Raw genomic sequence first — 22,318 nt, 5'->3', positions numbered from 1 at the left:
CTCGATTCAACATAAATGGGCTCCGAGAAATGAAACACACCAGTGAATTCGCCGCCGGCAAGATCCTCGCCTCAAGCCAGAACGGCGTTGGCATCCTGACGATCGACAATCCGGAGCGCAAAAACGCAATCAATGCCGCCATGTGGCGCGCCATACCCGAAGCGATGCACTGGCTCGCCACCTGGGGAGAGGCGCGCGTAATCGTACTCACCGGCGGCGGTAGGCGTGATTTCAGCGCCGGGGCGGATATCTCCGAATTTCCGACAGTACGCAAGGACACGGCAACGGCGAAGGTTTATGAAAGCGAAAACAGCGCAGCCTTCGCGGCAATTAGAAACTCTCGCGTTCCGGTGATCGCCGCCATACGAGGCATCTGCTACGGCGGTGGCTTCGGGCTGGCGGCAGCGGCGGACCTGCGCATCGCGGCTGAAGACGCCGCGTTTGCAGTGCCCGCAGCGCGTCTCGGCCTCGCCTACCCGGCGGATGCCGTGCAGGATTTTTTCCACGGACTCGGTCCACAGATTTCGCGCAAGATGCTGTTCACCGGCCTGGCGCTCGGGGCAACAGAACTCTCCACCGCAGGCTTCCTGATCGAGGTCACTGCCTCCGCCGCCCTCGACGCGGCCGCGCTGTCACTTGCCGAAACCATCGCGGCCAATGCACCCCTCTCGGTGCAGGCTTCCAAACTCGCCCTTCGAGCCGTCGCAACCAACGACGACGACCTCCTGCGTGAGGCGGAAATCATCGGTGCGACAACCTTTGACAGCGCAGATTATGCCGAGGGACGCGCGGCGTTCGCGGAAAAGCGACGGCCGGTTTTCAACGGACGTTAAACGCCGTCAATACTGCGGTAGAAGTCCAGAACGGCTTTCTTGAACACACGGTCACCGACAGCCAGCATATGGTCGCGGTTCGGGATATCGATGGCCTGCGCATGGGGCATCAGGGCGGCCAGTTCGTGCGGCGACCCTGCAATGTCGTCCTTGGTTCCGACGGCAATCAGGGTCGGCGCATCGACCCTTGCGATATCCGTCCGGCTTACCAGCTCCCTCGATGTGCTGATGCAGGCGGCGAGCGCGAAACGATCAGAATGGGTCTGTTCGGCAAACTGCCGGAACATCCGGCCGCGCGCATGAGTCACATCGTCGAGCGAAGGAGCCAGAAGCGCTTCGGCAATAGGGTCCCAATCGCCGACACCGTCGCACAGACCGATTCCCAATCCCCCGAAGACAAGGGACCGAACGCGGTCGGCATGCTCCATTGCCAGAAAGGCGGAGATGCGCGCACCCATGGAATAGCCCATGACATGGGCCTGCTCGATGCCGAGATGTGTCAGCAGTGCCGCGGCATCTCCTGCCATCAGGGAAGGATAATAGGCCTCCTGCTCATGCGGCCGATCGCTCGCACCATGACCACGATTGTCGAGAGCGATGACACGGTAGCCAGCCTCCCCAAGGGTTCTGAGCCATCCCGGATAGACCCAGTTGACGTTCGCCGTCGAGGCGAATCCGTGAATCAGCAATACCGGCTCACCCGCGGGATCCCCCTCGTCGAAATAGGCCAGCTGGAAGCCATCATGCATGAAGGAAGAGAAAGGAGGCGCATCGAGATTCATCGGTCATTCCTGTCGGCAGCATTGTGGTGCAACAATATTGAAAGCGGCGTCGGCCTCAAACCCCTCTCGATGTGTTTTTCTGTGACTCCCTATCGTGTTTGGCTCTACCCTTTTCGAAGGAAGGAAGATAATGTCCGGGCACTTTCGAATGGCATAGCGGAGAAAAACATGGCCGGGCACAGCATTCCCCATTTCCAGAACGACGGCGGTCACGCGGTGATCGAGATCGGCGTGAAGGAATTCATGTGCACGGGCGCATCGGCTCCCTTCGACCATCCGCATATCTTCATCGACATGGGACATGACGACGAGAAGGTCTGCTCCTATTGCTCGACGCTCTACAAGTACAACCCGTCCCTCAAGGCGGAGCAGACCAACCCGCCGGGTTGCGTCTACCATGTAAAGGCGGCCTGAGCGGCGCTCCTGATCGGCCAGTTCCATGACCATCAAGACCGCCGCCATCATCGGAGCAGGCGTGGCGGGCTTGACTGCTGCGCTTTCGCTCGCACGGCATGGCATCCATGTCGATATCCTGGAGCAGGCACCGCAACTCGGTGAGGTGGGAGCCGGTCTCCAGCTCTCTCCAAACGCCACCCGCATTCTCGCCGACCTTGGCGTGTTGCCGGAGATTAAACAGCACTGGTTGGAGCCGGACGAAATCCGGCTCGCCTCGGGCACCTCGCTCAAGCCCCTTGCCACCGTTCCCGCCGGTCGATTCGCCCTTGAGCGCTGGGGAGCGCCCTATGGCGTTCTCCATCGTTCGACGCTGCAGCAGGCTCTGTTGACTGCGGTCATTCGTAATTCCCACTGCAAGCTTCATCTCGGACAGCGGATCGAAAACGCCACCGCATCGGCGATCGAGGCAATGACCGGGACCAAACCCGAGCTGGTCGTGGGCGCAGATGGCGCATGGTCGCCGACACGAAAACTGATCGAGGGCAGTCCAAAGATCGCCTTTTCCGGCAATATCGCGTGGCGCTTTACCGTTCCCGCCGCCGGCGCTCCCGCTTTCCTGAGCAATCGCTGCGTTACCGCCTTTCTCGGCCCCAAGACGCATCTGGTCTGTTATCCGCTGAACGAGATCGACGGCTTCAACCTTGTCGCCATCGCCGCCGGCATGAACCCCGGCGAAACCTGGGCGTCACAGGGAAGCGATATCCAGCACGGCATGCTGCTGGCGCAGTTTTCCGGCTGGAACCCCTTCATTCTGGCGCTTCTCGCGGGTGTGAAACAGGCAACATTCTGGCCGCTTTACGAAGCTTCGCCCGGACACTGGCAGAACGGTCGCGACACGGTGCTGATCGGGGACGCGGCCCACGCAATGATGCCATTTTCGGCGCAGGGCGCGGTCATGGCCATCGAGGACGGGTTCGAGCTTGCCGGTTACGTCTGCGGCTCCCTTCCGCTGGCGCAGTCGCTTGCGGCCTTTGAAATCCACCGCAAGGCGCGCGCAGGGCGCGTGAAGGCGCGTGGCGCCTTCAACAAATTCGCCTATCATGCGCGCGGACCGGTCCGCGTCGCGCGCGACATCGTTTTGTCGCTGCGTCAGCCGCAGAGCCTCGCCGCTGATTTCGACTGGCTCTACGGCTATCGCGCAAAGGGCTGAGATCAGATCGCCGCCGCGGCGTCGAAGCCCTTTTCGAGATCTGCAATAATGTCCTCGACATTCTCCAGACCGATCTGAAGGCGGATGACCGGACCTTCCTTCGGCGCCTTGCAGATCTTTCGATCGTCGAGATTGACCATCACGGCCAGGCTCTCGTAACCGCCCCATGAATAACCGAGACCGAAGATTTCGAGGCTATCAAGAAAAGCGCGCGCCTTCGGCTTGAACTCGGCAGGATCATCGACGGCCAGTACGAATGAGAAGATGCCGCTAGCACCCTTGAAGTCGCGCTTCCAGATTTCGTGACCGGGGAAGCTCGGCAAGGCGGGATGCAGCACGGTGGCGACTTCCGCCCTGCCTTCCAGCCACCGGGCCACCGCGAGGGCAGACTTCTGGTGGGCTTCGAGGCGTAGCCCCATCGTCCTGAGACCTCGCAGGATCTGATAGGAATCATCCGGGGAGACGCAGATACCCAGCGTGATCCTCGCCTCATCCAGCGCGCGCCAGTAGGTCTTGTTGGCCGAGACGGTGCCGAAAAGCACATCCGAGTGGCCGGACGGATATTTGGTTGCGGCATGGATCGAAATATCGACGCCGAAATCCAGCGGACGGAAATAGAGCGGCGTTGCCCAGGTGTTGTCCATGGTGACCACGCAACCGTGCCGGTGGGCAACATCTGCGATGACGCGGATATCCTGCATTTCGAACGTATTGGAACCCGGTGCCTCGGTATGCACCAGCTTGGTGTTCGGCTTGATCAGCGCCTCGATTCCAGCTCCGATAGTCGGGTCGTAATATTCAACGCTCACACCCAGACGGGTCAGCATCGTGTCGCAGAAATGACGGCACGGCGAATAAACGGAATCGACGATCAGGGCATGATCGCCTGCAGACAAGAATGCCAGAAAAGGAACGGTGATCGCAGCCAGGCCCGAGGGAACGAGAATGGTACCGGCTGAGCCTTCCAGTTCATCAATCGCATTGCAGAGCGCGTCAGTGGTCGGTGTGCCGCGGGTGCCATAGGTATATTTCTGCGCTCTCGTTTCCATCGTCCTTGTGTCGGGAAACAACACGGTCGACGCGCGGACAACCGGCGGATTGACGAAACCGAAGAAATCCGACGGATCGTTGCCGATATGGCAAAGCTTCGTGTCCGTACCGGCATTAGCCAGCGTCTCTTCTCGGTTTTTCATTGGTGATTTTACCTTTGCTGAGGGGCTTTCGACCGTCATTTGTGACGGCCCACATCCAGGCGGTCAAGGGGGAAGATATCCGGAGAAGCGACATCTTAAGAGCCTTCTCAAAGCGCTTGGGGCGGCGTTTTTTTGTTCACCACCTGCCTTAACGAGGCGAAAAACGCTCAATTTTCAAGCGGTTTTAGCAAATTGCCGCTTTTCTGTCCGAAACGAACCATCAACACTTGACCCCACATTCATTTACGACTGTGATAGGTCGTCCGCTCCGGGAGGCCAGCGGACCGGCGAGGACGAGCGTAGACAATTACGCAACTCGCTGTGAGGCAAAAGACAACAAGATAAGGGTTGGGAAGATGAACAAGAAGATTCTGTCCGCCGCGCTCGGCGCCGCAGTTCTCGGTTTCGGCGCAGCGGCTGCCAATGCCGGAGTGCTTGATGACGTGAAGGCGAAGGGCTTCGTTCAGTGCGGCGTGAACGGCTCGAATCTCGCCGGTTTCGGCGCGCAGGACTCCTCCGGCAACTGGACTGGCCTCGACGTCGATCTGTGCCGGGCCGTCGCTGCAGCAGTTTTCGGCGATGCGACCAAGGTCAAGTACACGCCCCTTTCGGCAAAGGACCGGTTTCCGGCGCTGCAGTCCGGCGAAGTCGATATGCTCGCCCGCAACACTACCTGGACCATCAGCCGCGATTCACAGCTTGGCTTCGATTTCCGCGCAGTGAACTATTATGACGGCCAGGGCTTCATGGTTCCGAAGAGCCTGAACGTGAAGTCCGCGCTCGAACTTTCGGGTGCTGCGGTCTGCGTACAGTCCGGCACCACGACAGAACTCAACCTTGCCGACTACTTCAAGGCGAACAACCTTGAATACAAGCCGGTTGTTTTCGAAAAGCAGGAAGAAGTCGACGCCGCCTATCAGTCCGGCCGTTGCGACGTCTACACGACCGACCAGTCGGGCCTGTATTCGATCCGCCTCTCGCTTTCAAACCCAGCCGATCACGTGATCCTTCCGGAAATCATCTCGAAGGAGCCTCTTGGTCCGGCCGTTCGCCAGAACGATTCAAAGTGGTTCGACATCGTGACCTGGGCGCACTACGCCATGGTTGCGGCTGAAGAATTCGGCATTACTTCGGCCAATATCGATGAGATGACCAAGTCGGCCAACCCAGACATCAAACGCTTCCTCGGCGAGGAAAAGGACCAGACGATCGGCAAGGATCTCGGCGTTGACGAGAAGTGGGCCTACAACATCGTCAAACAGGTCGGCAACTACGGCGAGAGCTTCGAACGCAACGTCGGTGAAGGCTCCAACCTGAAGATCCAGCGCGGCCTGAACGCCCTGTGGACCAAGGGCGGTCTGCAGTACGCTCCGCCGATCCGCTAATAGCGACTGGCATTCGTGGGAAGGCGCGCCTCGGCGCCTTCCCACTGACAATAAATGAAGAAGACAGCCAAAAACGGCTGCGAACAGGGGATAACGCATGGCAGTGGTCGCCACCAACGGAGACGGCGCTGGCCGCCCGATACAATCATTTATTTACAATCCAGCTGTCCGACAGTTTGTCTATCAAGCGCTGACGGTCATAGCTATAGTTTGGCTTTTCTGGTTTGCAGGGTCCAATGTGGTCGCAAATCTGCAGAAAGCGAACATGACAGCCGGTTTCGGCTTTCTCAACGGTCGCGCAGGCTTCGACATCGCCCAGACGCCAATCAGCTACTCGAGCGACGAATCCTATGCCAGAGCACTGCTTGTCGGCTTCATCAACACGCTGATCGTTGCAGCCTGCGGCATCGTCACCGCGACCATCATCGGCCTTCTGGTCGGCATCGGCCGACTGTCCAACAACTGGCTCATAGCGCGCCTGACGACCGTTTATGTGGAAGTCTTTCGCAACATTCCGCCACTTCTGGTCATTTTCTTCTGGTACAAGGGCGTATTGTCGCTGCTTCCGGATGTGCGAGCCTCTCTTGAGTTGCCGCTCTCCATCTTCATCAGCAACCGCGGCATCTACATGCCTGCACCGGTATTCGGCGAAGGCGATTGGGCCGTACTCGCCGCGTTTATTATCGGGATCGTCGTCGCCATCGTTTACACGAAATGGGCGAACACGCGGCAATTGCAGACCGGTCGTCGCCCGCCGGTTCTGCTGGTCAACATCGTGCTGATCATCGGACTGCCGTTAGTAGTGTTCGCCGCACTCGGCTTCCCCGTAACCTTCGACATTCCTGAACTCGGCAAGTTCAACATGCGGGGCGGGACCGTCATAGGCCCGGAATTCCTGTCGCTGTATCTGGCGCTCTCCTTCTACACCGCAGCCTTCATTGCTGAAATCGTGCGGGCGGGGATCAAGGGGGTGTCGAAGGGGCAGAGCGAAGCGGCCTCCGCGCTCGGTATCCGCTCAGGCCTCACGACCCGTCTGGTCGTACTGCCGCAGGCGCTGCGGATCATCATTCCGCCGCTCACCTCGCAATATCTCAACCTGACCAAGAACTCGTCTCTGGCGGTGGCAATCGGCTATGCCGATCTCGTGGCCGTTGGCGGAACGATCCTCAACCAGTCCGGTCACTCGATCGAGATCATCGCGATCTGGATGGCGATCTACGTTTCGATCAGTCTCGCGACATCGCTGTTCATGAACTGGTTCAATGCCAAGATGGCCCTGGTGGAGCGCTGAGATGAGCAATGACACCGTTTCCTACGTAAGACACGATTTCCTTCCTGCCCTGCCCGCTCCGTCGAGCGACAGCTCTGCCGGTGGTTGGCTACGAAAGAACCTCTTCGCAACACCGCTCGACAGCTTGATGTCCGTTTTGTTCGGCATCGTGATCATCTGGTTCATCGTATCAAGCATCGACTGGCTCTTCCTTTCGGCGGTATGGAAAGGCGACGGACGCGCGGCCTGCGCCACGATCGCCCAAGGCGGCACGCAACCCGACGGGTGGAGCGGTGCCTGCTGGGCGTATGTCGGCGACTGGTTCACCCAGTTCATGGTGGGGTCCTATCCCCGCGATCAGCTCTGGCGCCCGATCCTGATCGCCATGCTGTTCGTCGGTCTGCTGACCACGATGCTAATCCCGTCCTTCCCTCGCAAGGGACTGAACGCAATCCTGCTACTGGTCGCTCTGCCGATCCTGGCCTATGTCCTTCTGCTTGGCGGCTACCTCGGCCTCAGCCACGTCGAGACGACCCAATGGGGCGGGCTGATGGTCACGCTGATCCTCTCCTTCGTCGGCATCGTCGTGTCGTTGCCGGTGGGGATTCTGCTTGCTCTCGGGCGTCGGTCAAAAATGCCGATCGTGAAGGCGGCATCCGTCGGCTTCATCGAACTGGTGCGTGGTGTTCCGCTCATCACCGTGCTGTTCATGGCCAGCGTGCTTCTGCCGCTGTTCCTGACGCCCGGCAACAACATCGACAAGTTCCTCCGCGCGCTGATCGGCGTATCCATCTTCGCCTCAGCATATATGGCAGAGGTCATCCGTGGGGGGCTCCAGGCGATCCCGAAGGGTCAGTACGAAGGTGCCGATTCCCTCGGTCTCAGCTACGGGCAGAAAATGACTTTCATCATCATGCCTCAGGCGATGAAGCTTGTCATTCCGGGCATCGTCAATACCTTCATCGGCATGTTCAAGGACACCTCGCTGGTTTCGATCATCAACATGTACGACCTGCTGGGGATCGTGAAGGCGAGCTTCGGCGACGCCAACTGGCTGACCCCCGTAACGCCGCTCACAGGCCTGATCTTTGCCGGTTTCATCTTCTGGCTATTCTGCTTCGGCATGTCGCGATACTCCGCCTTCATGGAGCGGCATCTCGACACAGGCCACAAACGATAATTCAGGGAAACACCGCTATGGCTAACACACAACCTGCCAAGATGACCGTCTCCGACACCGACGTGATGGTCGAAATCATCAACATGAACAAGTGGTACGGTGATTTCCACGTGCTGCGCGACATCAACCTCAAGGTGATGAAGGGCGAACGTATCGTCATCGCCGGCCCTTCGGGCTCGGGCAAATCGACGATGATCCGCTGCATCAATCGTCTCGAAGAGCATCAGAGTGGCAACATCATCGTCGATGGAACCGAACTTACCAACGACCTGAAGAAGATCGATGAAGTGCGGCGTGAAGTCGGCATGGTGTTTCAGCACTTCAACCTTTTCCCGCACCTGACCATCCTAGAGAACTGCACGCTCGCCCCTATCTGGGTTCGCAAGATGCCCAAGAAGGAAGCCGAGGAAGTCGCGATGCACTTTCTCAAGCGGGTGAAGATCCCGGAACAGGCTAACAAATATCCCGGCCAGCTTTCCGGCGGCCAGCAGCAACGTGTGGCGATCGCTCGAGCACTTTGCATGAAGCCGAAGATCATGTTGTTCGACGAGCCGACCTCAGCGCTCGATCCGGAGATGGTGAAGGAAGTGCTCGACACTATGGTCGGACTTGCCGAAGAAGGCATGACGATGCTCTGCGTGACCCACGAAATGGGCTTCGCCCGCCAGGTCGCCAACCGCGTGATCTTCATGGACCAGGGCCAGATCGTCGAACAGAATTCTCCGGCCGAATTCTTCGACAATCCGCAACACGAGCGCACCCGACTGTTCCTCAGCCAGATCCTGCACTGATCCGAAAACTGACTTTCCGAAAAAGCCCGCCGGTGGATTGATACCGGCGGGCTTTTTTGCATTTCCACCTGTCATCCATCAGTGGCAACACAGGCTTCAGGGACACCAGGAATCCTGCTTGCCCATGCGGGGCTTTGCCAGCCCCTCCGACACAAGGATGGATCCCAGCGAACGACCGTCGCGCGCCACGACTCGTATTCCCCCGGCGTCCTGTCCCCTGAGCGAGGAAAACTCGAAGTCGCCGCCATTCAGGAGCTCGCGCAAGCGTACCTTGGCGGCAAAGCCTTTCTCTCGCTCCTGCTGGCAACGGGCCTCCTCGGTCCCGGGCGCAATGACATCGGCAAGCGCGATGCGGGTCTTGTGATACCAGAAGGTGTCGCCGCTCGAGACGCAGTTATCCAATCCCGATGTTCCGCAGAAATAAAACTTGCCGGAAAACCCCTTGCCGAGCAGGACTGTATCCGCCTTGCGCTCATCCTTTGCCGCCGGTTTGGCTGCAACCTGATTGATCGCTGCGCCACCGACCGGTTCAGGCGGAATGGGACCTTTGGGGCGCTTCGCTTCCTGTTTCGGCTTTTCAGCGGATGCGACGGCATTTGGCGAGGCCTGTCGTTCCTTAAGTTCCGGCTTGCCGGAAACCTCAGTCCTGGAGGGGCTCAGCTGCGACCTCTCCTTTCCGGAAAGGTATGCCACGACTGGCGCAGGCAGCTTACCACGGTTGTCATAAGCCGCGATTCCGCCCGCCACAACAAGCAGCGCCCCCAGCCATGGCCAGATACTGCCCGCGCTATGTCGGCTTGCAGTTTTCTTGCGTTTACGCGGCGTGCGTTTCGTCTGGGTATTGCCTGCCATGGGAGCCTCTCTTCTGCGAGGTTTCACACTCCAAGGGTTTGCTCAAGATTGGTAAATACTTGCTAAAGCGCCCCGATATCAAATCCGTCTTACACCGGTTTCAAACGCGACCATTCCGCGAGCGCCAAGGGCGTTCACTGATAGTCAAAGTGCGCCTAACCCGTTGAGGGTGTTGAATTCAAGTCTTCCCCGGCCAATACATAGAAAGGATTATATCCATCGTTAGCCCTATCAGGCGGCTTCACAAAGCCAGCTGGAAATGCGCAGATTTCCCGATCACCTGAACGGTGGGGAGGAACAATAATATGACAACAAATACAAACCTCTGCTCGAACAGAGGGCGCTGTTTGAGGACATGCCTCGTGAAACTTTCGCCGGGAATATGCACCCCTCTCATGGGATAGCGACCGCCGAAACTCGAAGCCTTAAGGCCTCGCACAAAACAGAAAAAGAATAGAGCCTTCATCGACCGGGCGTAAGCCCGGAACGGGCGCTCACTATCTTTCTCGCCGTTTCCATAGAGATGATTCTGCCGCGGACTGCACCGTTCCACGGAGCCTGATCGTGTGCCGATGATTCGCTCACAGTCGGAGGCATGCGATGCGTGCCGTATGTATTTGCGTTACTGCCGCCCTCATCCTGACATCCGCCCACAACTTGCCAGTATGGGCGGCCGAGCGCTCGGCCTTGTCAGCCGCCTCATTCCTGGAGGAAAAAGCGGCCACTCTCGCGCCCTATGCCTTCGTGCGCTTCTGCATCCAGATGCCCAAAGAATGCGCCCCGAAACAGGGCGCTAAGGAAGTGGGCCTAAGCGCCAGCGTTGCCGTCGACATCGCCTCGATCAACCGAAGCGTAAACCACAGGATTGCGCCACGAAACGACAGAAACGGGCTGGATGTATGGACGCTGTCCCCACGTTACGGCGACTGTGACGACTACGCTGTTACCAAGAGAAGAAAATTGATAGAGGCGGGCCTGCCTGCCCGCTCTGTCCGGCTCGCCATCGGACGCACCCCGAATGGCCAGGGTCATGCTGTCGTCGTGGTCAGAACAAGGACTGCAGACCTCGTTCTGGACAACCGCAGCGACGCAATCAAGCGGGTCAACGAGGTCGACCTCGTCTGGATCAAGATGGAGTCTGCAGATAATCCGAAATGGTGGTACGCGCTTTGAAGAAAATTTTGCTGTTCAGACCCTGAAAAGCGCTAGGGTCCGCAGTGCGAAGATCAGGTTAAGATTCGGCAAACTGTCTGAATGATGGCGACCCCTGCAGGAATCGAACCTGCGACAACCTGCTTAGAAGGCCTACAGCGAAACGCTGAGTTTTATGACTTTTTGCACAATCCGTTTACAGGCAACCGCCCGTTTTCTGCTGCAGAATTCGAAATTTTTGTAAACCGTTTTGTCCTTTTGATCCCAACACAAAAGGACATCTCCATCCCTTGCCTGCCGCCACACTCGCCCTAAACTTCTTCCCGAAGCTGGAGGCTCGGCATGTGCAATCTCTACAACGCCACCACGAATCAGGAGGCCATCATCGCGATCACCCGCGCGATGGTCGGGAATGTCGGCAACCTCGAGCCGTCGTTTGACGTCTATCCGGATCAGCTCGCACCTATCGTGCGCAACACGCCGGCAGGACGGGAACTTGCACGCGTCCGCTGGGGACTGCCGTCGTCATCGCAAGCCCTCTATGAGGCGGCGACAAAACGGGCCGACAAGTTGCGAGCCAAGGGGAAGGACGTCGACTTTGACGAACTGCTGAAAATGGAGCCGGACGGCGGAACGACAAATGTCCGCAACACCAAAAGCCGACACTGGACCCGCTGGCTCGGCGTCGAGCACCGCTGCGTCGTACCGGTCACTCGCTTTGCCGAGCCAGACCCTGCCAACAAACCGGAGGGCGGCCGAACGCCCAACGCATGGTTTGCCCGCAGCCCGGAACAACCACTGATGTTTTTCGCCGGGATCTGGGTGCCGCAGTGGACAAGCGTCAGAAAGGTCAAGGAAGGGCCGATAACCACCGACCTCTTCGCATTCCTCACCTGCGAGCCGAATAACGTCGTGGCGGCGATCCATCAAAAGGCGATGCCCGTTCTCCTCACCGAGTCGGACGAGGTCGAACAATGGCTGACAGAACCGTGGGAATCGGCCAGAGAGTTGCAGCGCCCCCTCCCCGAGGACCGACTGATTTTGCTGCCGAGGTGAATATGAGCGACGAGACGTCGAAACCGGACAACATCCACGAGGATCATTACTGCGAGCACGATGGCTGCAAGCGCTGGGGAGCGTGGGGCTACGCCAGGAATGTTGCGGCTCCGTCCCGCTGGTGGTGCCGAGAACACTACCCGCATCATCGCAAATGAAGTGGGCCACTATAGCCCTCATAATCACGCTGATGACGCTGACATTGGCAGGTCTAGCGCTTTCAGTGATCAACGCGATGAGCTAACGGCAGGCTACCGCCCCAGCAGCGCTTTCACCGCCCATCGGATCGTATCCGAAAACGTCGCCCCGAATGCCGCCGCGCCGATGCCGGCGATGGAGAGCGATGTCATCCCCATGATTTTCCAGCGCCGCACCTCATCCGTCACTTGCTTCATGTCAGCGACCGTGCCCGTCATTGTTCGGTGGCTGCCCTCGATCGCGCCCACGCGGTCGGCCATGGCGTCGACCCGTTGATGCAGTCTGGCACGGCTCTCGTCTGCCTTGTCCTGCCGCTCCTTGTTTTCCCGCTTCATCTCAGCGATATCCTCGCGCAGGTGCCTGAGTTCCACGCTCATTTCCGCCAGCAGTGCCTCAGAACTCATTTCGTCTCCTGTCCCTGATATGCACGAATGACCGCGCCTTTTGCCGCATTCAGCGCCCGGCAGTCCGCCAGCGCCTGTCGATCCTGCCCCCACAACCGGTATCGGACGTCCTGATCCGCGCCGGCAGGAATGTAAGTCGCCGGATCGCAGTCGCGCATCACGCTCTCCGGCACATGAGCGAGCCGCGGCCGCGTATCAACGGCCGATGCTGTTGAGAGCGTTCCGCACCCGCTCAGGAATAGCAGTGCAGGAGCTGCCGCCAGCAGCCCCACCAGATGACGCCGCATCGGATTTCCTTTCCTCGGCAATGGCTGTTTCAAGTTCGTTGATACGGATGGCGCCGGCGGCCTGCGTATCGAGCAGCAGCCGTTCGGCAGCATCGACTTTGGTCTGCGCCGCCACGCGCTCCGCCTCGCGGTCGAGATCCGCCCGGCGCTGCCTCTCCTGCCAGACGAGGCGTTCTCCGAGCGCGCCGGCCTCCCGCGCCTGCCGCAGCCAGCCCGGCCAGACGTGGAACCCCGCGACCGTAAGGGCGATGGCAAGCAGGATGACATCCCAGGCGGCCAGCGCCGCCCGCAGACGAGTGATAAACAGCATTACGAAATCTCCTGTCACCACATGAATATGTGAATTTTAATGAGCAAACACAGTTTACATTTACGGCAAAATGTCGTAGTTATTATTCATGGACAACGGCATTGGGCCGGGTCCTCGGTAAGGAGACCGACCATGACTATCGAAACCATCTACGAAGAATTTTCCCGTGGCTCTAACGGCTTTATCAAGGCAGTACAGACCCATTGCGGATACGATATCAGCGATACCGAGATTGAGCGCATCGCCGCCAGGGCGGAAACCGCCGCTGAGTTCGACCGGATCTGGCAAAACGAAGATTTCTGGACCGATGCCAATAACTGAGTTCCGGCCCCGCTTCAGCGGGGCTTTTCCATTCAGGAGCTAGCCATGACTGAAATCGCCATGACGGCAGCGGAACTCGCAGCCCTCGCCTCGCAATGTTACGGCCAGTTCTGGCAATCGCCGCTATCCCGCGAGATGGACGTGAATGTCCGTACTGTCCAGCGATGGGCGGCCGACGGCATACAGAGAACGGCGACGGCCGAGAACGTGCGCCGGTTTCTCACGGACCGGCGTGTCGTGTCGATCCAGCCGCCCGCCTCCAGCATGTCCGAGGAGGAGCGGGACGATGCCTGTTACGATGCTATGAAATCTCCCCTCACGGCTCTCGCCGCCGCCGCTGATAGCCAGGGCTGGCACCCGGCAGAGGTATGGGTTGCGATCCTCGCGGTAGCGTCAGATGCCATGTATGCCATGAGCGGCAAGGCGGCGACCGTCGATACATTGCGGCAGGCTATCACTAATATGGATGATTGGCCCGAGCAGGATAACCTCGGCAGAGACGCCAAATGAAATCTCCGGTCGATTGACAGAGGAGCCAATGCAGGGGCATTTATGCTCAATCCCCATGCGGCACACGGGGAAAACATGGCCGTGGCGGCCGGCCTCGAAACGAGGACGAAACCGTATGGATAACGACAGCCGCAGATTCGTGGAGCATCAACCGCTCGGCGGATACTCCGCCTCACTCAACACCATTCCCCAGCACGTCATATTCCTGGCTGAGTGCCGGTCATGCGGGCGTCAACGCGAACTGGATCGCGCACTGCTCGATGCCTATGCGAATATGGCTAATGTACGGAATATAGAGGCCCGCCTGCGCTGCGCATGCGGCGAGAAAAACACCAGGCTCATGACGGGATACTGGGTTTCCAGCCCGCCAGCGGGGAACAGCTCCTGACGCCTCCAGTTTGAGCTGCGAACACCAGATGATGTTGTGACTATGGGCTGAATGTCAGCGCCGCTGCCATCGCCGCGCACTTGGCAGTATATGGATGCGTGCCGTCGCCTGTGACCGGATACGGACCTCCCCATATCCCGCTATCGCGTGCGGTCATGGCAGCGTCGGCGAAATCGATGATTTGCCCATTGATGCCAGAACGCCGAGCACGGGTGGCTGCATTTACCACATCGAGCAACGACCACGTGCCATCTGTTTTTTCAACCTGAGCCTCCGCGCTGATCCAGCCCGTGCCCTCGACGGCCTCACTGGTGCGGGGTGTAAGCGTCGTCTGGTGGATGATAGCGGACGGTTTAACCCAAAGGATCGTCGCAACGATGGAGGAATATGCAGTGTCCAGCGCTTCCTGCGTTGAACTCTGGATCAGGTCGTTGACACCATGTTCGATCACATAGTCAGTGACCCTGACGCTGTTAAAGAACGTCGCAACAGGACCAGCTCCAGATATCAGCGTTGCAAACTGCGACGCACGCTGCCCCGGATACGCTATTTTCACGCTAGGCATCACGGCATCTATCAATCGTGCTACGAAACCACTGGAGCCCTTCGCCCCAGTCCCGGTAGTGTCACCTTGCCCATGGACCAGACTGTCGCCCAACAACGCAGCGGCTCGCGCTCCGGCCGCAGCGATATCCGCGTGGATAGCCGACGCCCCGTGATACTGCGAGGTATTGGAGCCGGTCATGGACCCGCTATTGCCGAGATCGCTCGCTGCAAATCCGTCACTGATTCCACCGAGGGAACTCGCGACAGCCGGGAGGACGAGCGCCGGGATAGTCCCTGTGGTGAGGATCACGGTGCGCTCCCAGAAACGCGCGCCTGCGGGGATCTTCACGCCGCATGTGACCTCGATTTGCCCGCCGGCTGGGACAACGACATCGGCGCCGGCATTCACGGGAGTAAATGTTCCCGCAGGGTACTCAATAAACGATTTGCAGGTGTATCCAGCGCTCGCCGTGGTGGCTGCGCCGGACATGTACCAACCGAGATATGTCAGCCGCAGATTGGAAATCTCGCCGGATGGATGAGCATAGTGCTCCCGCCGGGAGGTATAGGGGGCGGTCCGAGCTGCTCCGGCTGTGGGGATCTGCGTCCGGTTGGCAGCGATGATGCCGGGCGTCACTGCCGCTCCACCACCCTGACCAAGGGCGATCTGTCCCAGGCCAAACGCCGGTCCCGGGCCGCCGAATGCAATCACCGGCATGAGCCCTACTCCGTCACGGTCTCGATGGTCTTGGCGCTGTCGCCGCGGGGATAGGCGTAGACGTTCGTCGTCGTGTCCGAGAACGTGAACGACGCCGGCCGGTCGGCCGTGATCGTCAGGAAATCGAAACCCGCGCTGGCATTATCCTCCGTCGTCGGCGCCAAAGTCGGCAGCGCCGAGCCGGTCTTGAGGTAGATCGCGCCGGAGCTGCGAAGCGAAGCCAGCACCTTTGCCTTGGCAGTCGAGACGGCAGTCCACTGCCCGGCCGCGCAAAGCACGGCCTTGGTCGTTGCGGTCATGATGAAAATCCTTCAACGGGAGGGTGATGTCAGGTCGGCTTGCCGGTCTTGCGCGCCCACTGCCACCAGGCGACAGGGACCGAGGCGATCAGCGCCGAGATGCCTGCTTCGATCGAAGACGCGACGGCGGGGTCTGTGGTGATCAAAGCCTTGACCTCATCACCGATATAGCCGGAGCCATAGAGCCAGCCCGCAACCATGTAGAGGGCGATGCGAATCCATACGGTCATTGTTTCCTCATCAGGCTTCGTTACGCGTTTCGACAAGCGTCGAACCGTCGGCAATCACGGCTCCGCTATTGACTGCGAGCGCTGTCAGCGGCCAGCGGCTGCCCCCCTTGCGCAGCCGGTTCTTGACGATCCGGCTGACGGTAATGCTGTCGCTCTGGTTGCCGCCGATCACGTGGTAGTGGGTCGCGTCCTCGGAAACGTAGAACCCCACATGCCCCTGCCAGCCATCGGGCGAGCCGCGCCAGAAGACCAGCACGGCACCGCGCTGCGGCGCGCACTCACGGCCGAACTTCAGCCAGTTAATCGCCGCATAGGGATTGTTCGGCAGCACCTCTTCCGGCATGGAGAGAGCAATGCAGGTCTGCACGAAATCGCCGCACCACGGAACCTTCGCCGGATCGCCGACCGTGCCACCGTCGCTTTTCAGAAATTCGCGCAACGCCGCATTGTCGCGGCGCTCGTGCAGCCCCTTCGTGCGAAAGGCCTGTTCAAGCCACGGGCAGGCATCCGGGCTCTCGGAAGCAGAGACAGTCGCGCCGCCAAACAGCGCCCTGAGTGTCGCCGGGCCGGCAATACCATCGACAGTCAGATGGCTCGCCGACTGAAATCTCTTGACGGCGGCAATGGTCTGCCGCCCGCGAATGCCGTCTGCCGGACCCGGATCATAGCCGAGTTCCGCCAGACGACGCTGGATATCCAGTGTCGTTTTCATGGTGATTTCCTTTTGATTGTAAAACGAGAAAGACGCGCTCGGCGCTGGCCTAACGCTGAAGGAGTGTACTTGCTGCGCAATACGACCGATGGTATGGGTCACTCATGGAGGCAGCTAACAAATCGTTGATACCGTTCATCCACATCCTGCGTGGCGTCGCACCGCTGTTGGTTGTATGGGCGCATCTCGGAGGTGCTTGGTACGCGGGAACCCACAAGGCGATTCTGCCAGTGTTCTCGACCTTTCGGGAGTGGTTCAGCACACCGTTACGACTGACGGGGGATGGTGCTCATCTAGCAGTGATGGTGTTTTTCATCATCAGTGGGTTTATTATCAGCCACGTCGGCCAGACCGGTAGCAGGATAGACTTTATTCTTCGTCGATCCGTACGCATCCTGCCCACACTGTTCCTGACTATATTCATCACTTGGCTGATAGCGGTGTGCTCTGAAACATTGGGCATCACCCCGTTCTACGGAAACAAGGCGCAGTCGGCCGGCGACTATATTGCAACAGCGCTAACCTATATCTTTGCCATCGATTACCGTCGCTCCGCTTTGGGACCGGTTTGGTCTCTCTATGTGGAGTTCATATTCTACGGCATCTTCGCCATCTGGATGATGGTAGCCAGGCCCCGCCCGGTGCTGGCAACCATAGGGATGCTGGCATCCGTGGCGATGATCTTGGCCCCGGTAATCTTCAGCCAATACGCTGCCGACCAGGCAACATTCACTGGATACCTGCCGTTTTTCATCATCGGTCGCGCAATGTACTTGTATCAACGATCGACGCTATCGCTTGGCGGGTTAGTGGGATTTACCACCGCGAGCATTGCCATGCTGTTCTCGGTTTTCGAGCAGACCAGACCTGGATACCTGACCGGCGACGGTCCCTTCGAACCGATCGTGACGTACGTCGCTGCACCTGTCGTTTTTTTCGCGGCAATGAAGGCCGGCTTTCAGAGTGTGCCGGCCCCGCTGATGTTTCTCGGAAACATCTCATACGCTCTGTATCTGCTGCACGCACCTGTCGGGAATTTCGCGATGAATGCCCTTTACGATGCAGGGGCGCCCCTCGCCATCGTGTTGATGGCAGGCATAACCGCAAGTTTCGTGGCCGCCGCCCTTGTCACCATATATATCGAGCGTCCCATCCAGCGCGCTGTCCGCGCCGGAATTAGTCAGTCCGTCACTGCGCCTGCCTAGCAGACGGCCATTCGGCAGCGTCCACCTCTTGTTGGTTTGCAATATTGCCTTCTTCAATTGCCCTGACGATCACCGCCTCGGCAGAGAAGCACGAACTGATGAAATTCATCACTGCCGTCGCCATCGCAAGCATTTCATCCTGCCCCAGCGATAGGAACGATCCGTCTGCGCATTTCCAGGCCGTTGAGAATTCGGAGCCGATGACAGTGGCCGCAAGCGCGCCATTCCCGATCGCAGCCTGACTGTCGCGGTCCGTGGCGATGAGGTTGCCACCATAGACAAATCCCCCCGTTTCCAATGCATAGCGTTTCGCTGCGGCATAGTCAGCCAGGCGAACAAAAACCCCATACGGTCGAAGGACCTCTGCCAGCTCAGCCTCGCTCTCGGCGCCGGACGCATCGCGAGGATAGGGCGTCGGCATCGCACCGGTACGGAGCCATAGAACATAATCCGTATCGTTGGCCGCGACAAACGCGCGTGATGCGGAGGAGTAGAGAGCCCCATCCTCCCGGATCCAGTACCAGTTTGCTGGATCAAACATATTGGCCTCCTGTCGCTGTCGTTCCAGCTGTCGGACCGGGGTAATAGCCCACCCCAGCACCATCGGTATTAATAATGCCATTTGCCGTGGCGTTGTATTTTTTGCCGGTGTTGACGTTCGCCGCACCCGTTATTGAGGCGTACGTGACATGAATATTGCCCAAGGAAACCGCATTCACGAACTGCGTAAAACCAACCGTCGCAAGAACGTTCAGCGCAGGCACCGCCCCCTGAAGGAAACGAATAGCCCCACCATCGGCGACATACATGTGAGCGATCGTTGCTCCGCCGGCGATCCGTTGTGTTCCGGTAACGAGGATAGACCCACCGGCCCCAGCCGCCATGTGAGCGCCACCATTGGATGTTCCTCCACCGTCGTTGACAGGCCATTCCATGGTGCCAACAACAACTGAGCCACCGGTTATTTGCAGATTATGAGCCGCGGCGACGGTTGTTGTCGGTTTGAGACCTTCGACCTTCCATCCGCTGGTGCCATTTGCCGTAATCGCCCCGGTTACAACGCTTGCGGGTGTCGCGACGTTTCCGGTCAGTGTCACTGACGACGCACCAGCTACGTTCTTCAGTGAAACGGCACCATATGTACCGTTTGCCACGGAAATCGTTGCAGCGTAACCAGCCCAATTAATGGATGCGACAACGTCGACAGCCTTCTGAATAGTCGCAAAGGCCGTCCCGCTTGTGAGGCCGCTGTTGCTGTCACTACCCGTGTTAGAATTGACATAATATGTCCGGTCGGCAGAGACGCTCGGCTGCACTACGGCCGCCCACCATTTTGCTGCGCCATACGTAAAACGTACGGGACCGACCAGTTCGCCGCCGACCAGCGGAGCGCCGAAGAGGTTGACGATCGGCAATGCTCCGAGACCATTGACATTCAGTGTCGCGGCCCCCGTGTTAGCGACCCCGATCGTCAACACCACGGTCAATCCGTCAACCAGCGCAGGAGGCGCCGATAGCAGCGTCGCCGCCAACGCATTGGCCGTGCCGCCGAGGACGCCGTAGTTGAGACCGCCAGACTGGATGGCCGCAGCAAGCTGCAGCACATCGTCAGGGGTAAATCCCGCCTTCTTGATGACGTTGACGATTTCCCTCTGCGTCCAGTTTGGGAAACCAGCGGGGAGTTTCGAGCCGCTGGTCGCAGCTGAGGAGTTGCGGTCGACATATTCCTCATCCGGGTCCGACGACCCGTATGGTGCCTGATACTTCATGATAGCCTCGTGCTTTGGTGTGAGGTCAGTCGTTGGCGAGAATGGGCAGGGTCCAGGCCGGCGCGAGCCGGCGCAGGATACACATCAGGCGTTCGGCATCGCCAAGGTCGAACAGCGGGTCATGGCCGCATTCGGAAAAGCCGCATTCGAAATAATCGACCGCGAGATCGGCAACATGCACCAGCCAGTAGGTCTCCTCGCCAGGAGCGCCCGTTTCGTGCTCGCCGCCGCATTCGGAAAACCCGCATTCGAAAATCACTGGTTCCGTGATGGTGATCGAAAAGCCGTATCCGGCCGCCAGCGCGATGAACTCGCCAGGCGTCGCCACGGCCAGCGCGCGAACCTTGGCTTCCAGAGCCCTCAATCGTTCGGCGCGACTGGTCTCTCCGGTCACGCAATTGTCCGGCAGGCCGTAGTCCGTCTCCCAGTCGGTCAGCAGCTCGTCGACGCCGGCGACGGTCGATTCCCGCGCCAGCCTCCACGCCCTTGCATAGAGCCAGATAAACGGGTCGATCAGCACGCGGGTAAATCGCGCCAGTACCGAGGCGAGCGACATCGCCTGACCATCCGGCGTCCCCCATGCTGCCCCCTGCGGCCAGAACGAAAGTGCCGCCCCGATCAGGTCGTCATTCTCCGGTGCGGTGAGTGCGTCCGACGGTGCGACGATGAGAATGCCATCGCCCTCGTCCGAGCCGATGCTCGTCCGCGTATGCTCATAGGTGTTGCGCATGGATCAGGCCGTATAGCTGTAGGTGCCGGGCGTCGGGAACTGCCCGCCCGTCAGCACGATATTGGCGGCAGGCGCCACCAGAACGTGGCTTTCCTCGCCTGCTACCCCGGAAATCGCCTCGCCGATCCAGCTCCGCGACAGGGTGAATGTGTTGCCTGCGATGCCGGGGCGGCATTTCGTCAGGTAGATATCGGCAATGGCCGTCTCGATCGCGGCGCGGATCTCCTCATTGTCGGGAGAAAGCCCGCTGATCGTCACATCGACCGGATGCGCCGTCGGCGCAACGACTTCACTGGCATCGGACCGGATCAACCGTTTTGCATCGATCGCCGCCTGCACCACCGTCACATCGGAGGCCTCGGGGATATAGCCCGGCCGGTTTTCGAACAGGAAGTAGACGAACACGTCGCCCGGGTTCTGCCCACGAAACGCCCATGCCTGCTTGACCCCGGAGACGGCCCGCACCTCGCGTTCGTAGTCGCTGAGCTTCCCTGCGCCCGGAGGGTTTCGCTTGCGCTGCAAGCCACGTGCCTTGAGAGAATCGTTGGTCTCGATATCGGCGCCGCCGCCCAGCCCGTCCGCATCCACCTCGAATGTCGTCGACAGATCCGGATAGAGGCCGGGATCGGCCAGAGACAACAGCCCACCGCCATCGCGATTGGTGTTGGAGCCCTTGGTCTCTGCAATGACGGCCAGCGTCAGGCTGCCATCCGCGCCGGATGTCGCAGCCGCGGTCGAAACGTATGTGACATTGCCGGAAACGAAGCGGATGCCCTCCGGATAGGCGGTGCTCGCTGCAGCCGTTCCGACAGCCTGTCCCGCCGCAGCGGACGCCTTTTTCCTGTAGATCCCGACATCCGAGCAGTGCAGCTCGAGGAATTTCCCCGTCGCACTCGTCAGAAACATCTGCCGCGCCAGATAGCCCATGCGCAGCTCGAATTCATGCGATATGCCGGCCAGGACCTTCGCGACCACCGTCACGAAATTGTTTTTCAGCGCCGTGTCGCTCCCGGGCAGCCAGCGACGGAACGATCCGCGGATCGCCGCCGAGGCGTCATCGAGCGAGCGGATGGACCACGCCATTGACCTGCCTCCAGAGAAGTTCGAATTTTCCGTTGTAGACGCGCTCGCCGTCGCGCCCGTAGAGCATCACTTCATATTCGATCCGGTTTGCCGGCCGGTCGGCAGTGACCGCAATATCCATCGAAGCGACCGCCCCCTGCTCGATCAGGGGTTCCAGCGCCTCACGCACATAGTCCTCGATGTCGGTCTCGATGCCGTCGTAGATCGCCCTGCGTCGCAGCAGCCAGAGGCGCGAGCCGAGCGCGGTCTCGCCATCCATCAGGTCGAAACTATCGCCAATCCAGCCCCGGTTTTCCTCGCCGTCGCGCAGCTCGCTGTCCTCGACCCGGCGATCCGTCTGCAGCAGGATTAGCACCTGCGTCGCCAGCCCATGCTCTGCCCGGAGATCGCCGGGGGCGGAGGCATGGTCGAGCCCGTTCAGGATCAGGTCGCCGACAGTGCCGTCCCAGCCGAGATCGGGCCCACGATAGGGCTCCTCGGCCTCATCGACCGGAATGATGCGGATCAT

27 protein-coding genes are annotated in these 22,318 nt (G+C 59.6%); 12 read left to right on the top strand and 15 right to left on the bottom strand.

What is annotated here, in order from left to right:
• Positions 1-29: 29 nt before the first annotated feature.
• Positions 30-833, top strand: coding sequence for an enoyl-CoA hydratase-related protein (locus tag H4I99_RS13620; RefSeq protein WP_163905329.1), 804 nt, complete (start codon positions 30-32; stop codon positions 831-833).
• Here H4I99_RS13620 and H4I99_RS13615 read toward each other — a convergent pair.
• Entirely contained in the window at positions 830-1,615 is a 786-nt protein-coding gene (locus tag H4I99_RS13615; protein WP_163905327.1) for an alpha/beta fold hydrolase, read from the bottom strand. The two genes, H4I99_RS13620 and H4I99_RS13615, sit on opposite strands and share 4 nt — an antisense overlap.
• A gap of 168 nt (positions 1,616-1,783) precedes the next feature.
• Here H4I99_RS13615 and H4I99_RS13610 point away from each other — a divergent pair, with 168 nt between their 5' ends.
• Complete coding sequence (locus H4I99_RS13610) at positions 1,784-2,029, top strand: zinc-finger domain-containing protein (RefSeq protein ID WP_112830162.1); 246 nt, start codon at positions 1,784-1,786, stop codon at positions 2,027-2,029.
• Positions 2,030-2,054: 25 nt separating this feature from the next.
• Positions 2,055-3,221: an FAD-dependent monooxygenase gene (locus H4I99_RS13605; RefSeq protein WP_163905325.1), complete on the top strand. Its 1,167-nt coding sequence runs from the start codon at positions 2,055-2,057 to the stop codon at positions 3,219-3,221.
• A 2-nt stretch (positions 3,222-3,223) separates the two neighbouring features.
• Here the strand turns inward: H4I99_RS13605 and H4I99_RS13600 are convergent, their stop codons facing one another.
• A complete protein-coding gene (locus H4I99_RS13600) occupies positions 3,224-4,414 on the bottom strand; it encodes a cystathionine beta-lyase (RefSeq protein WP_163905323.1) in 1,191 nt (396 codons plus the stop codon).
• 356 nt (positions 4,415-4,770) lie between these two features.
• Here H4I99_RS13600 and H4I99_RS13595 point away from each other — a divergent pair, with 356 nt between their 5' ends.
• The 4 genes from H4I99_RS13595 (at position 4,771) to H4I99_RS13580 (ending at position 9,040) form a co-directional block, all read left to right on the top strand.
• Positions 4,771-5,799 (top strand): amino acid ABC transporter substrate-binding protein, encoded by a 1,029-nt coding sequence (locus tag H4I99_RS13595; protein WP_163905321.1) that lies wholly within the window; start codon positions 4,771-4,773, stop codon positions 5,797-5,799.
• A gap of 97 nt (positions 5,800-5,896) precedes the next feature.
• On the top strand, positions 5,897-7,090 hold the full coding sequence (locus H4I99_RS13590) for an amino acid ABC transporter permease (protein WP_163905320.1): 1,194 nt from the start codon (positions 5,897-5,899) through the stop codon (positions 7,088-7,090).
• A gap of 1 nt (position 7,091) precedes the next feature.
• Complete coding sequence (locus H4I99_RS13585; RefSeq protein WP_163905318.1) at positions 7,092-8,249, top strand: amino acid ABC transporter permease; 1,158 nt, start codon at positions 7,092-7,094, stop codon at positions 8,247-8,249.
• 17 nt (positions 8,250-8,266) lie between these two features.
• On the top strand, positions 8,267-9,040 hold the full coding sequence (locus tag H4I99_RS13580; protein WP_163905316.1) for an amino acid ABC transporter ATP-binding protein: 774 nt from the start codon (positions 8,267-8,269) through the stop codon (positions 9,038-9,040).
• A gap of 96 nt (positions 9,041-9,136) precedes the next feature.
• On the opposite strand, the gene H4I99_RS13575 is transcribed toward H4I99_RS13580, so the two are convergent.
• Positions 9,137-9,892: a thermonuclease family protein gene (locus H4I99_RS13575; protein WP_163905314.1), complete on the bottom strand. Its 756-nt coding sequence runs from the start codon at positions 9,890-9,892 to the stop codon at positions 9,137-9,139.
• Between the two features lie 600 nt (positions 9,893-10,492).
• Here H4I99_RS13575 and H4I99_RS13570 point away from each other — a divergent pair.
• Both H4I99_RS13570 and H4I99_RS13565 read left to right on the top strand, forming a co-directional pair.
• Positions 10,493-11,065, top strand: a complete 573-nt coding sequence (locus H4I99_RS13570; protein ID WP_163905313.1) for a transglutaminase-like cysteine peptidase — start codon at positions 10,493-10,495, stop codon at positions 11,063-11,065.
• A gap of 321 nt (positions 11,066-11,386) precedes the next feature.
• Positions 11,387-12,100, top strand: a complete 714-nt coding sequence (locus H4I99_RS13565) for an SOS response-associated peptidase (protein ID WP_163905311.1) — start codon at positions 11,387-11,389, stop codon at positions 12,098-12,100.
• 251 nt (positions 12,101-12,351) lie between these two features.
• Here the strand turns inward: H4I99_RS13565 and H4I99_RS13560 are convergent, their stop codons facing one another.
• From H4I99_RS13560 to H4I99_RS13550, 3 genes are read right to left on the bottom strand one after another with little or no spacing between them, the layout of a single operon-like run.
• Positions 12,352-12,702: a DUF1515 family protein gene (locus H4I99_RS13560; RefSeq protein WP_163905309.1), complete on the bottom strand. Its 351-nt coding sequence runs from the start codon at positions 12,700-12,702 to the stop codon at positions 12,352-12,354.
• The gene (locus H4I99_RS13555; RefSeq protein ID WP_163905307.1) at positions 12,699-12,860 is read right to left on the bottom strand and encodes a hypothetical protein; all 162 of its coding nucleotides are present in this window, start codon (positions 12,858-12,860) and stop codon (positions 12,699-12,701) included. Before H4I99_RS13555 ends, H4I99_RS13560 begins: the two co-directional genes overlap by 4 nt.
• 37 nt (positions 12,861-12,897) lie before the next feature.
• A complete protein-coding gene (locus H4I99_RS13550; RefSeq protein WP_163905305.1) occupies positions 12,898-13,299 on the bottom strand; it encodes a secretion protein HylD in 402 nt (133 codons plus the stop codon).
• Between the two features lie 132 nt (positions 13,300-13,431).
• Here H4I99_RS13550 and H4I99_RS13545 point away from each other — a divergent pair, with 132 nt between their 5' ends.
• Together H4I99_RS13545 and H4I99_RS13540 are read left to right on the top strand one after the other, a co-directional pair.
• Positions 13,432-13,620 (top strand): hypothetical protein, encoded by a 189-nt coding sequence (locus H4I99_RS13545; protein WP_163905303.1) that lies wholly within the window; start codon positions 13,432-13,434, stop codon positions 13,618-13,620.
• Between the two features lie 45 nt (positions 13,621-13,665).
• On the top strand, positions 13,666-14,130 hold the full coding sequence (locus tag H4I99_RS13540; protein ID WP_163905301.1) for a hypothetical protein: 465 nt from the start codon (positions 13,666-13,668) through the stop codon (positions 14,128-14,130).
• A gap of 428 nt (positions 14,131-14,558) precedes the next feature.
• On the opposite strand, the gene H4I99_RS13535 is transcribed toward H4I99_RS13540, so the two are convergent.
• Genes H4I99_RS13535 through H4I99_RS13520 form a run of 4 tightly spaced genes read right to left on the bottom strand, consistent with a single transcriptional unit; the run spans position 14,559 to position 17,023 of the window.
• Complete coding sequence (locus H4I99_RS13535) at positions 14,559-15,782, bottom strand: SGNH/GDSL hydrolase family protein (protein ID WP_163905299.1); 1,224 nt, start codon at positions 15,780-15,782, stop codon at positions 14,559-14,561.
• A 5-nt stretch (positions 15,783-15,787) separates the two neighbouring features.
• Complete coding sequence (locus H4I99_RS13530) at positions 15,788-16,081, bottom strand: hypothetical protein (protein WP_163905298.1); 294 nt, start codon at positions 16,079-16,081, stop codon at positions 15,788-15,790.
• A 29-nt stretch (positions 16,082-16,110) separates the two neighbouring features.
• Positions 16,111-16,311, bottom strand: coding sequence for a Pam3-gp28 family putative phage holin (locus tag H4I99_RS13525; RefSeq protein ID WP_163905295.1), 201 nt, complete (start codon positions 16,309-16,311; stop codon positions 16,111-16,113).
• 10 nt (positions 16,312-16,321) lie between these two features.
• Positions 16,322-17,023, bottom strand: coding sequence for an NlpC/P60 family protein (locus H4I99_RS13520; RefSeq protein WP_163905293.1), 702 nt, complete (start codon positions 17,021-17,023; stop codon positions 16,322-16,324).
• A 104-nt stretch (positions 17,024-17,127) separates the two neighbouring features.
• Between H4I99_RS13520 and H4I99_RS13515 the strand changes: the two genes are divergently transcribed.
• Complete coding sequence (locus H4I99_RS13515) at positions 17,128-18,228, top strand: acyltransferase family protein (protein ID WP_163905291.1); 1,101 nt, start codon at positions 17,128-17,130, stop codon at positions 18,226-18,228.
• Here H4I99_RS13515 and H4I99_RS13510 read toward each other — a convergent pair.
• The 5 genes from H4I99_RS13510 to H4I99_RS13490 are packed head-to-tail and all read right to left on the bottom strand — an operon-like array spanning position 18,212 to position 22,318.
• Complete coding sequence (locus H4I99_RS13510; RefSeq protein ID WP_163905289.1) at positions 18,212-18,769, bottom strand: DUF4376 domain-containing protein; 558 nt, start codon at positions 18,767-18,769, stop codon at positions 18,212-18,214. The two genes, H4I99_RS13515 and H4I99_RS13510, sit on opposite strands and share 17 nt — an antisense overlap.
• On the bottom strand, positions 18,762-19,997 hold the full coding sequence (locus H4I99_RS13505) for a hypothetical protein (protein ID WP_163905288.1): 1,236 nt from the start codon (positions 19,995-19,997) through the stop codon (positions 18,762-18,764). Before H4I99_RS13505 ends, H4I99_RS13510 begins: the two co-directional genes overlap by 8 nt.
• Before the next feature lie 25 nt (positions 19,998-20,022).
• On the bottom strand, positions 20,023-20,727 hold the full coding sequence (locus tag H4I99_RS13500; RefSeq protein WP_163905286.1) for a putative phage tail protein: 705 nt from the start codon (positions 20,725-20,727) through the stop codon (positions 20,023-20,025).
• Between the two features lie 3 nt (positions 20,728-20,730).
• The gene (locus H4I99_RS13495; RefSeq protein ID WP_163905285.1) at positions 20,731-21,810 is read right to left on the bottom strand and encodes a baseplate J/gp47 family protein; all 1,080 of its coding nucleotides are present in this window, start codon (positions 21,808-21,810) and stop codon (positions 20,731-20,733) included.
• Positions 21,782-22,318, bottom strand: a complete 537-nt coding sequence (locus H4I99_RS13490; protein ID WP_194362110.1) for a phage GP46 family protein — start codon at positions 22,316-22,318, stop codon at positions 21,782-21,784. Before H4I99_RS13490 ends, H4I99_RS13495 begins: the two co-directional genes overlap by 29 nt.

It is taken from the genome of Paenirhizobium daejeonense (assembly GCF_014280875.1).
In the GTDB taxonomy this organism is placed as follows: Bacteria; Pseudomonadota; Alphaproteobacteria; order Rhizobiales; family Rhizobiaceae; genus Allorhizobium; species Allorhizobium daejeonense.
Note: the sequence above shows the minus strand (reverse complement) of the source record. Positions and strands in the feature narration are given on the sequence as shown.

Excerpts from the sequence above, each read along its gene's own strand:
- H4I99_RS13620 (WP_163905329.1), top strand. The coding sequence starts at position 30 with ATGAAACACACCAGTGAATTCGCCGCCGGCAAGATCCTCGCCTCAAGC.
- H4I99_RS13615 (WP_163905327.1), bottom strand. The coding sequence starts at position 1,615 with ATGAATCTCGATGCGCCTCCTTTCTCTTCCTTCATGCATGATGGCTTC.
- H4I99_RS13610 (WP_112830162.1), top strand. The coding sequence starts at position 1,784 with ATGGCCGGGCACAGCATTCCCCATTTCCAGAACGACGGCGGTCACGCG.
- H4I99_RS13605 (WP_163905325.1), top strand. The coding sequence starts at position 2,055 with ATGACCATCAAGACCGCCGCCATCATCGGAGCAGGCGTGGCGGGCTTG.
- H4I99_RS13600 (WP_163905323.1), bottom strand. The coding sequence starts at position 4,414 with ATGAAAAACCGAGAAGAGACGCTGGCTAATGCCGGTACGGACACGAAG.
- H4I99_RS13595 (WP_163905321.1), top strand. The coding sequence starts at position 4,771 with ATGAACAAGAAGATTCTGTCCGCCGCGCTCGGCGCCGCAGTTCTCGGT.
- H4I99_RS13590 (WP_163905320.1), top strand. The coding sequence starts at position 5,897 with ATGGCAGTGGTCGCCACCAACGGAGACGGCGCTGGCCGCCCGATACAA.
- H4I99_RS13585 (WP_163905318.1), top strand. The coding sequence starts at position 7,092 with ATGAGCAATGACACCGTTTCCTACGTAAGACACGATTTCCTTCCTGCC.
- H4I99_RS13580 (WP_163905316.1), top strand. The coding sequence starts at position 8,267 with ATGGCTAACACACAACCTGCCAAGATGACCGTCTCCGACACCGACGTG.
- H4I99_RS13575 (WP_163905314.1), bottom strand. The coding sequence starts at position 9,892 with ATGGCAGGCAATACCCAGACGAAACGCACGCCGCGTAAACGCAAGAAA.
- H4I99_RS13570 (WP_163905313.1), top strand. The coding sequence starts at position 10,493 with ATGCGTGCCGTATGTATTTGCGTTACTGCCGCCCTCATCCTGACATCC.
- H4I99_RS13565 (WP_163905311.1), top strand. The coding sequence starts at position 11,387 with ATGTGCAATCTCTACAACGCCACCACGAATCAGGAGGCCATCATCGCG.
- H4I99_RS13560 (WP_163905309.1), bottom strand. The coding sequence starts at position 12,702 with ATGAGTTCTGAGGCACTGCTGGCGGAAATGAGCGTGGAACTCAGGCAC.
- H4I99_RS13555 (WP_163905307.1), bottom strand. The coding sequence starts at position 12,860 with ATGCGCGACTGCGATCCGGCGACTTACATTCCTGCCGGCGCGGATCAG.
- H4I99_RS13550 (WP_163905305.1), bottom strand. The coding sequence starts at position 13,299 with ATGCTGTTTATCACTCGTCTGCGGGCGGCGCTGGCCGCCTGGGATGTC.
- H4I99_RS13545 (WP_163905303.1), top strand. The coding sequence starts at position 13,432 with ATGACTATCGAAACCATCTACGAAGAATTTTCCCGTGGCTCTAACGGC.
- H4I99_RS13540 (WP_163905301.1), top strand. The coding sequence starts at position 13,666 with ATGACTGAAATCGCCATGACGGCAGCGGAACTCGCAGCCCTCGCCTCG.
- H4I99_RS13535 (WP_163905299.1), bottom strand. The coding sequence starts at position 15,782 with ATGCCGGTGATTGCATTCGGCGGCCCGGGACCGGCGTTTGGCCTGGGA.
- H4I99_RS13530 (WP_163905298.1), bottom strand. The coding sequence starts at position 16,081 with ATGACCGCAACGACCAAGGCCGTGCTTTGCGCGGCCGGGCAGTGGACT.
- H4I99_RS13525 (WP_163905295.1), bottom strand. The coding sequence starts at position 16,311 with ATGACCGTATGGATTCGCATCGCCCTCTACATGGTTGCGGGCTGGCTC.
- H4I99_RS13520 (WP_163905293.1), bottom strand. The coding sequence starts at position 17,023 with ATGAAAACGACACTGGATATCCAGCGTCGTCTGGCGGAACTCGGCTAT.
- H4I99_RS13515 (WP_163905291.1), top strand. The coding sequence starts at position 17,128 with ATGGAGGCAGCTAACAAATCGTTGATACCGTTCATCCACATCCTGCGT.
- H4I99_RS13510 (WP_163905289.1), bottom strand. The coding sequence starts at position 18,769 with ATGTTTGATCCAGCAAACTGGTACTGGATCCGGGAGGATGGGGCTCTC.
- H4I99_RS13505 (WP_163905288.1), bottom strand. The coding sequence starts at position 19,997 with ATGAAGTATCAGGCACCATACGGGTCGTCGGACCCGGATGAGGAATAT.
- H4I99_RS13500 (WP_163905286.1), bottom strand. The coding sequence starts at position 20,727 with ATGCGCAACACCTATGAGCATACGCGGACGAGCATCGGCTCGGACGAG.
- H4I99_RS13495 (WP_163905285.1), bottom strand. The coding sequence starts at position 21,810 with ATGGCGTGGTCCATCCGCTCGCTCGATGACGCCTCGGCGGCGATCCGC.
- H4I99_RS13490 (WP_194362110.1), bottom strand. The coding sequence starts at position 22,318 with ATGATCCGCATCATTCCGGTCGATGAGGCCGAGGAGCCCTATCGTGGG.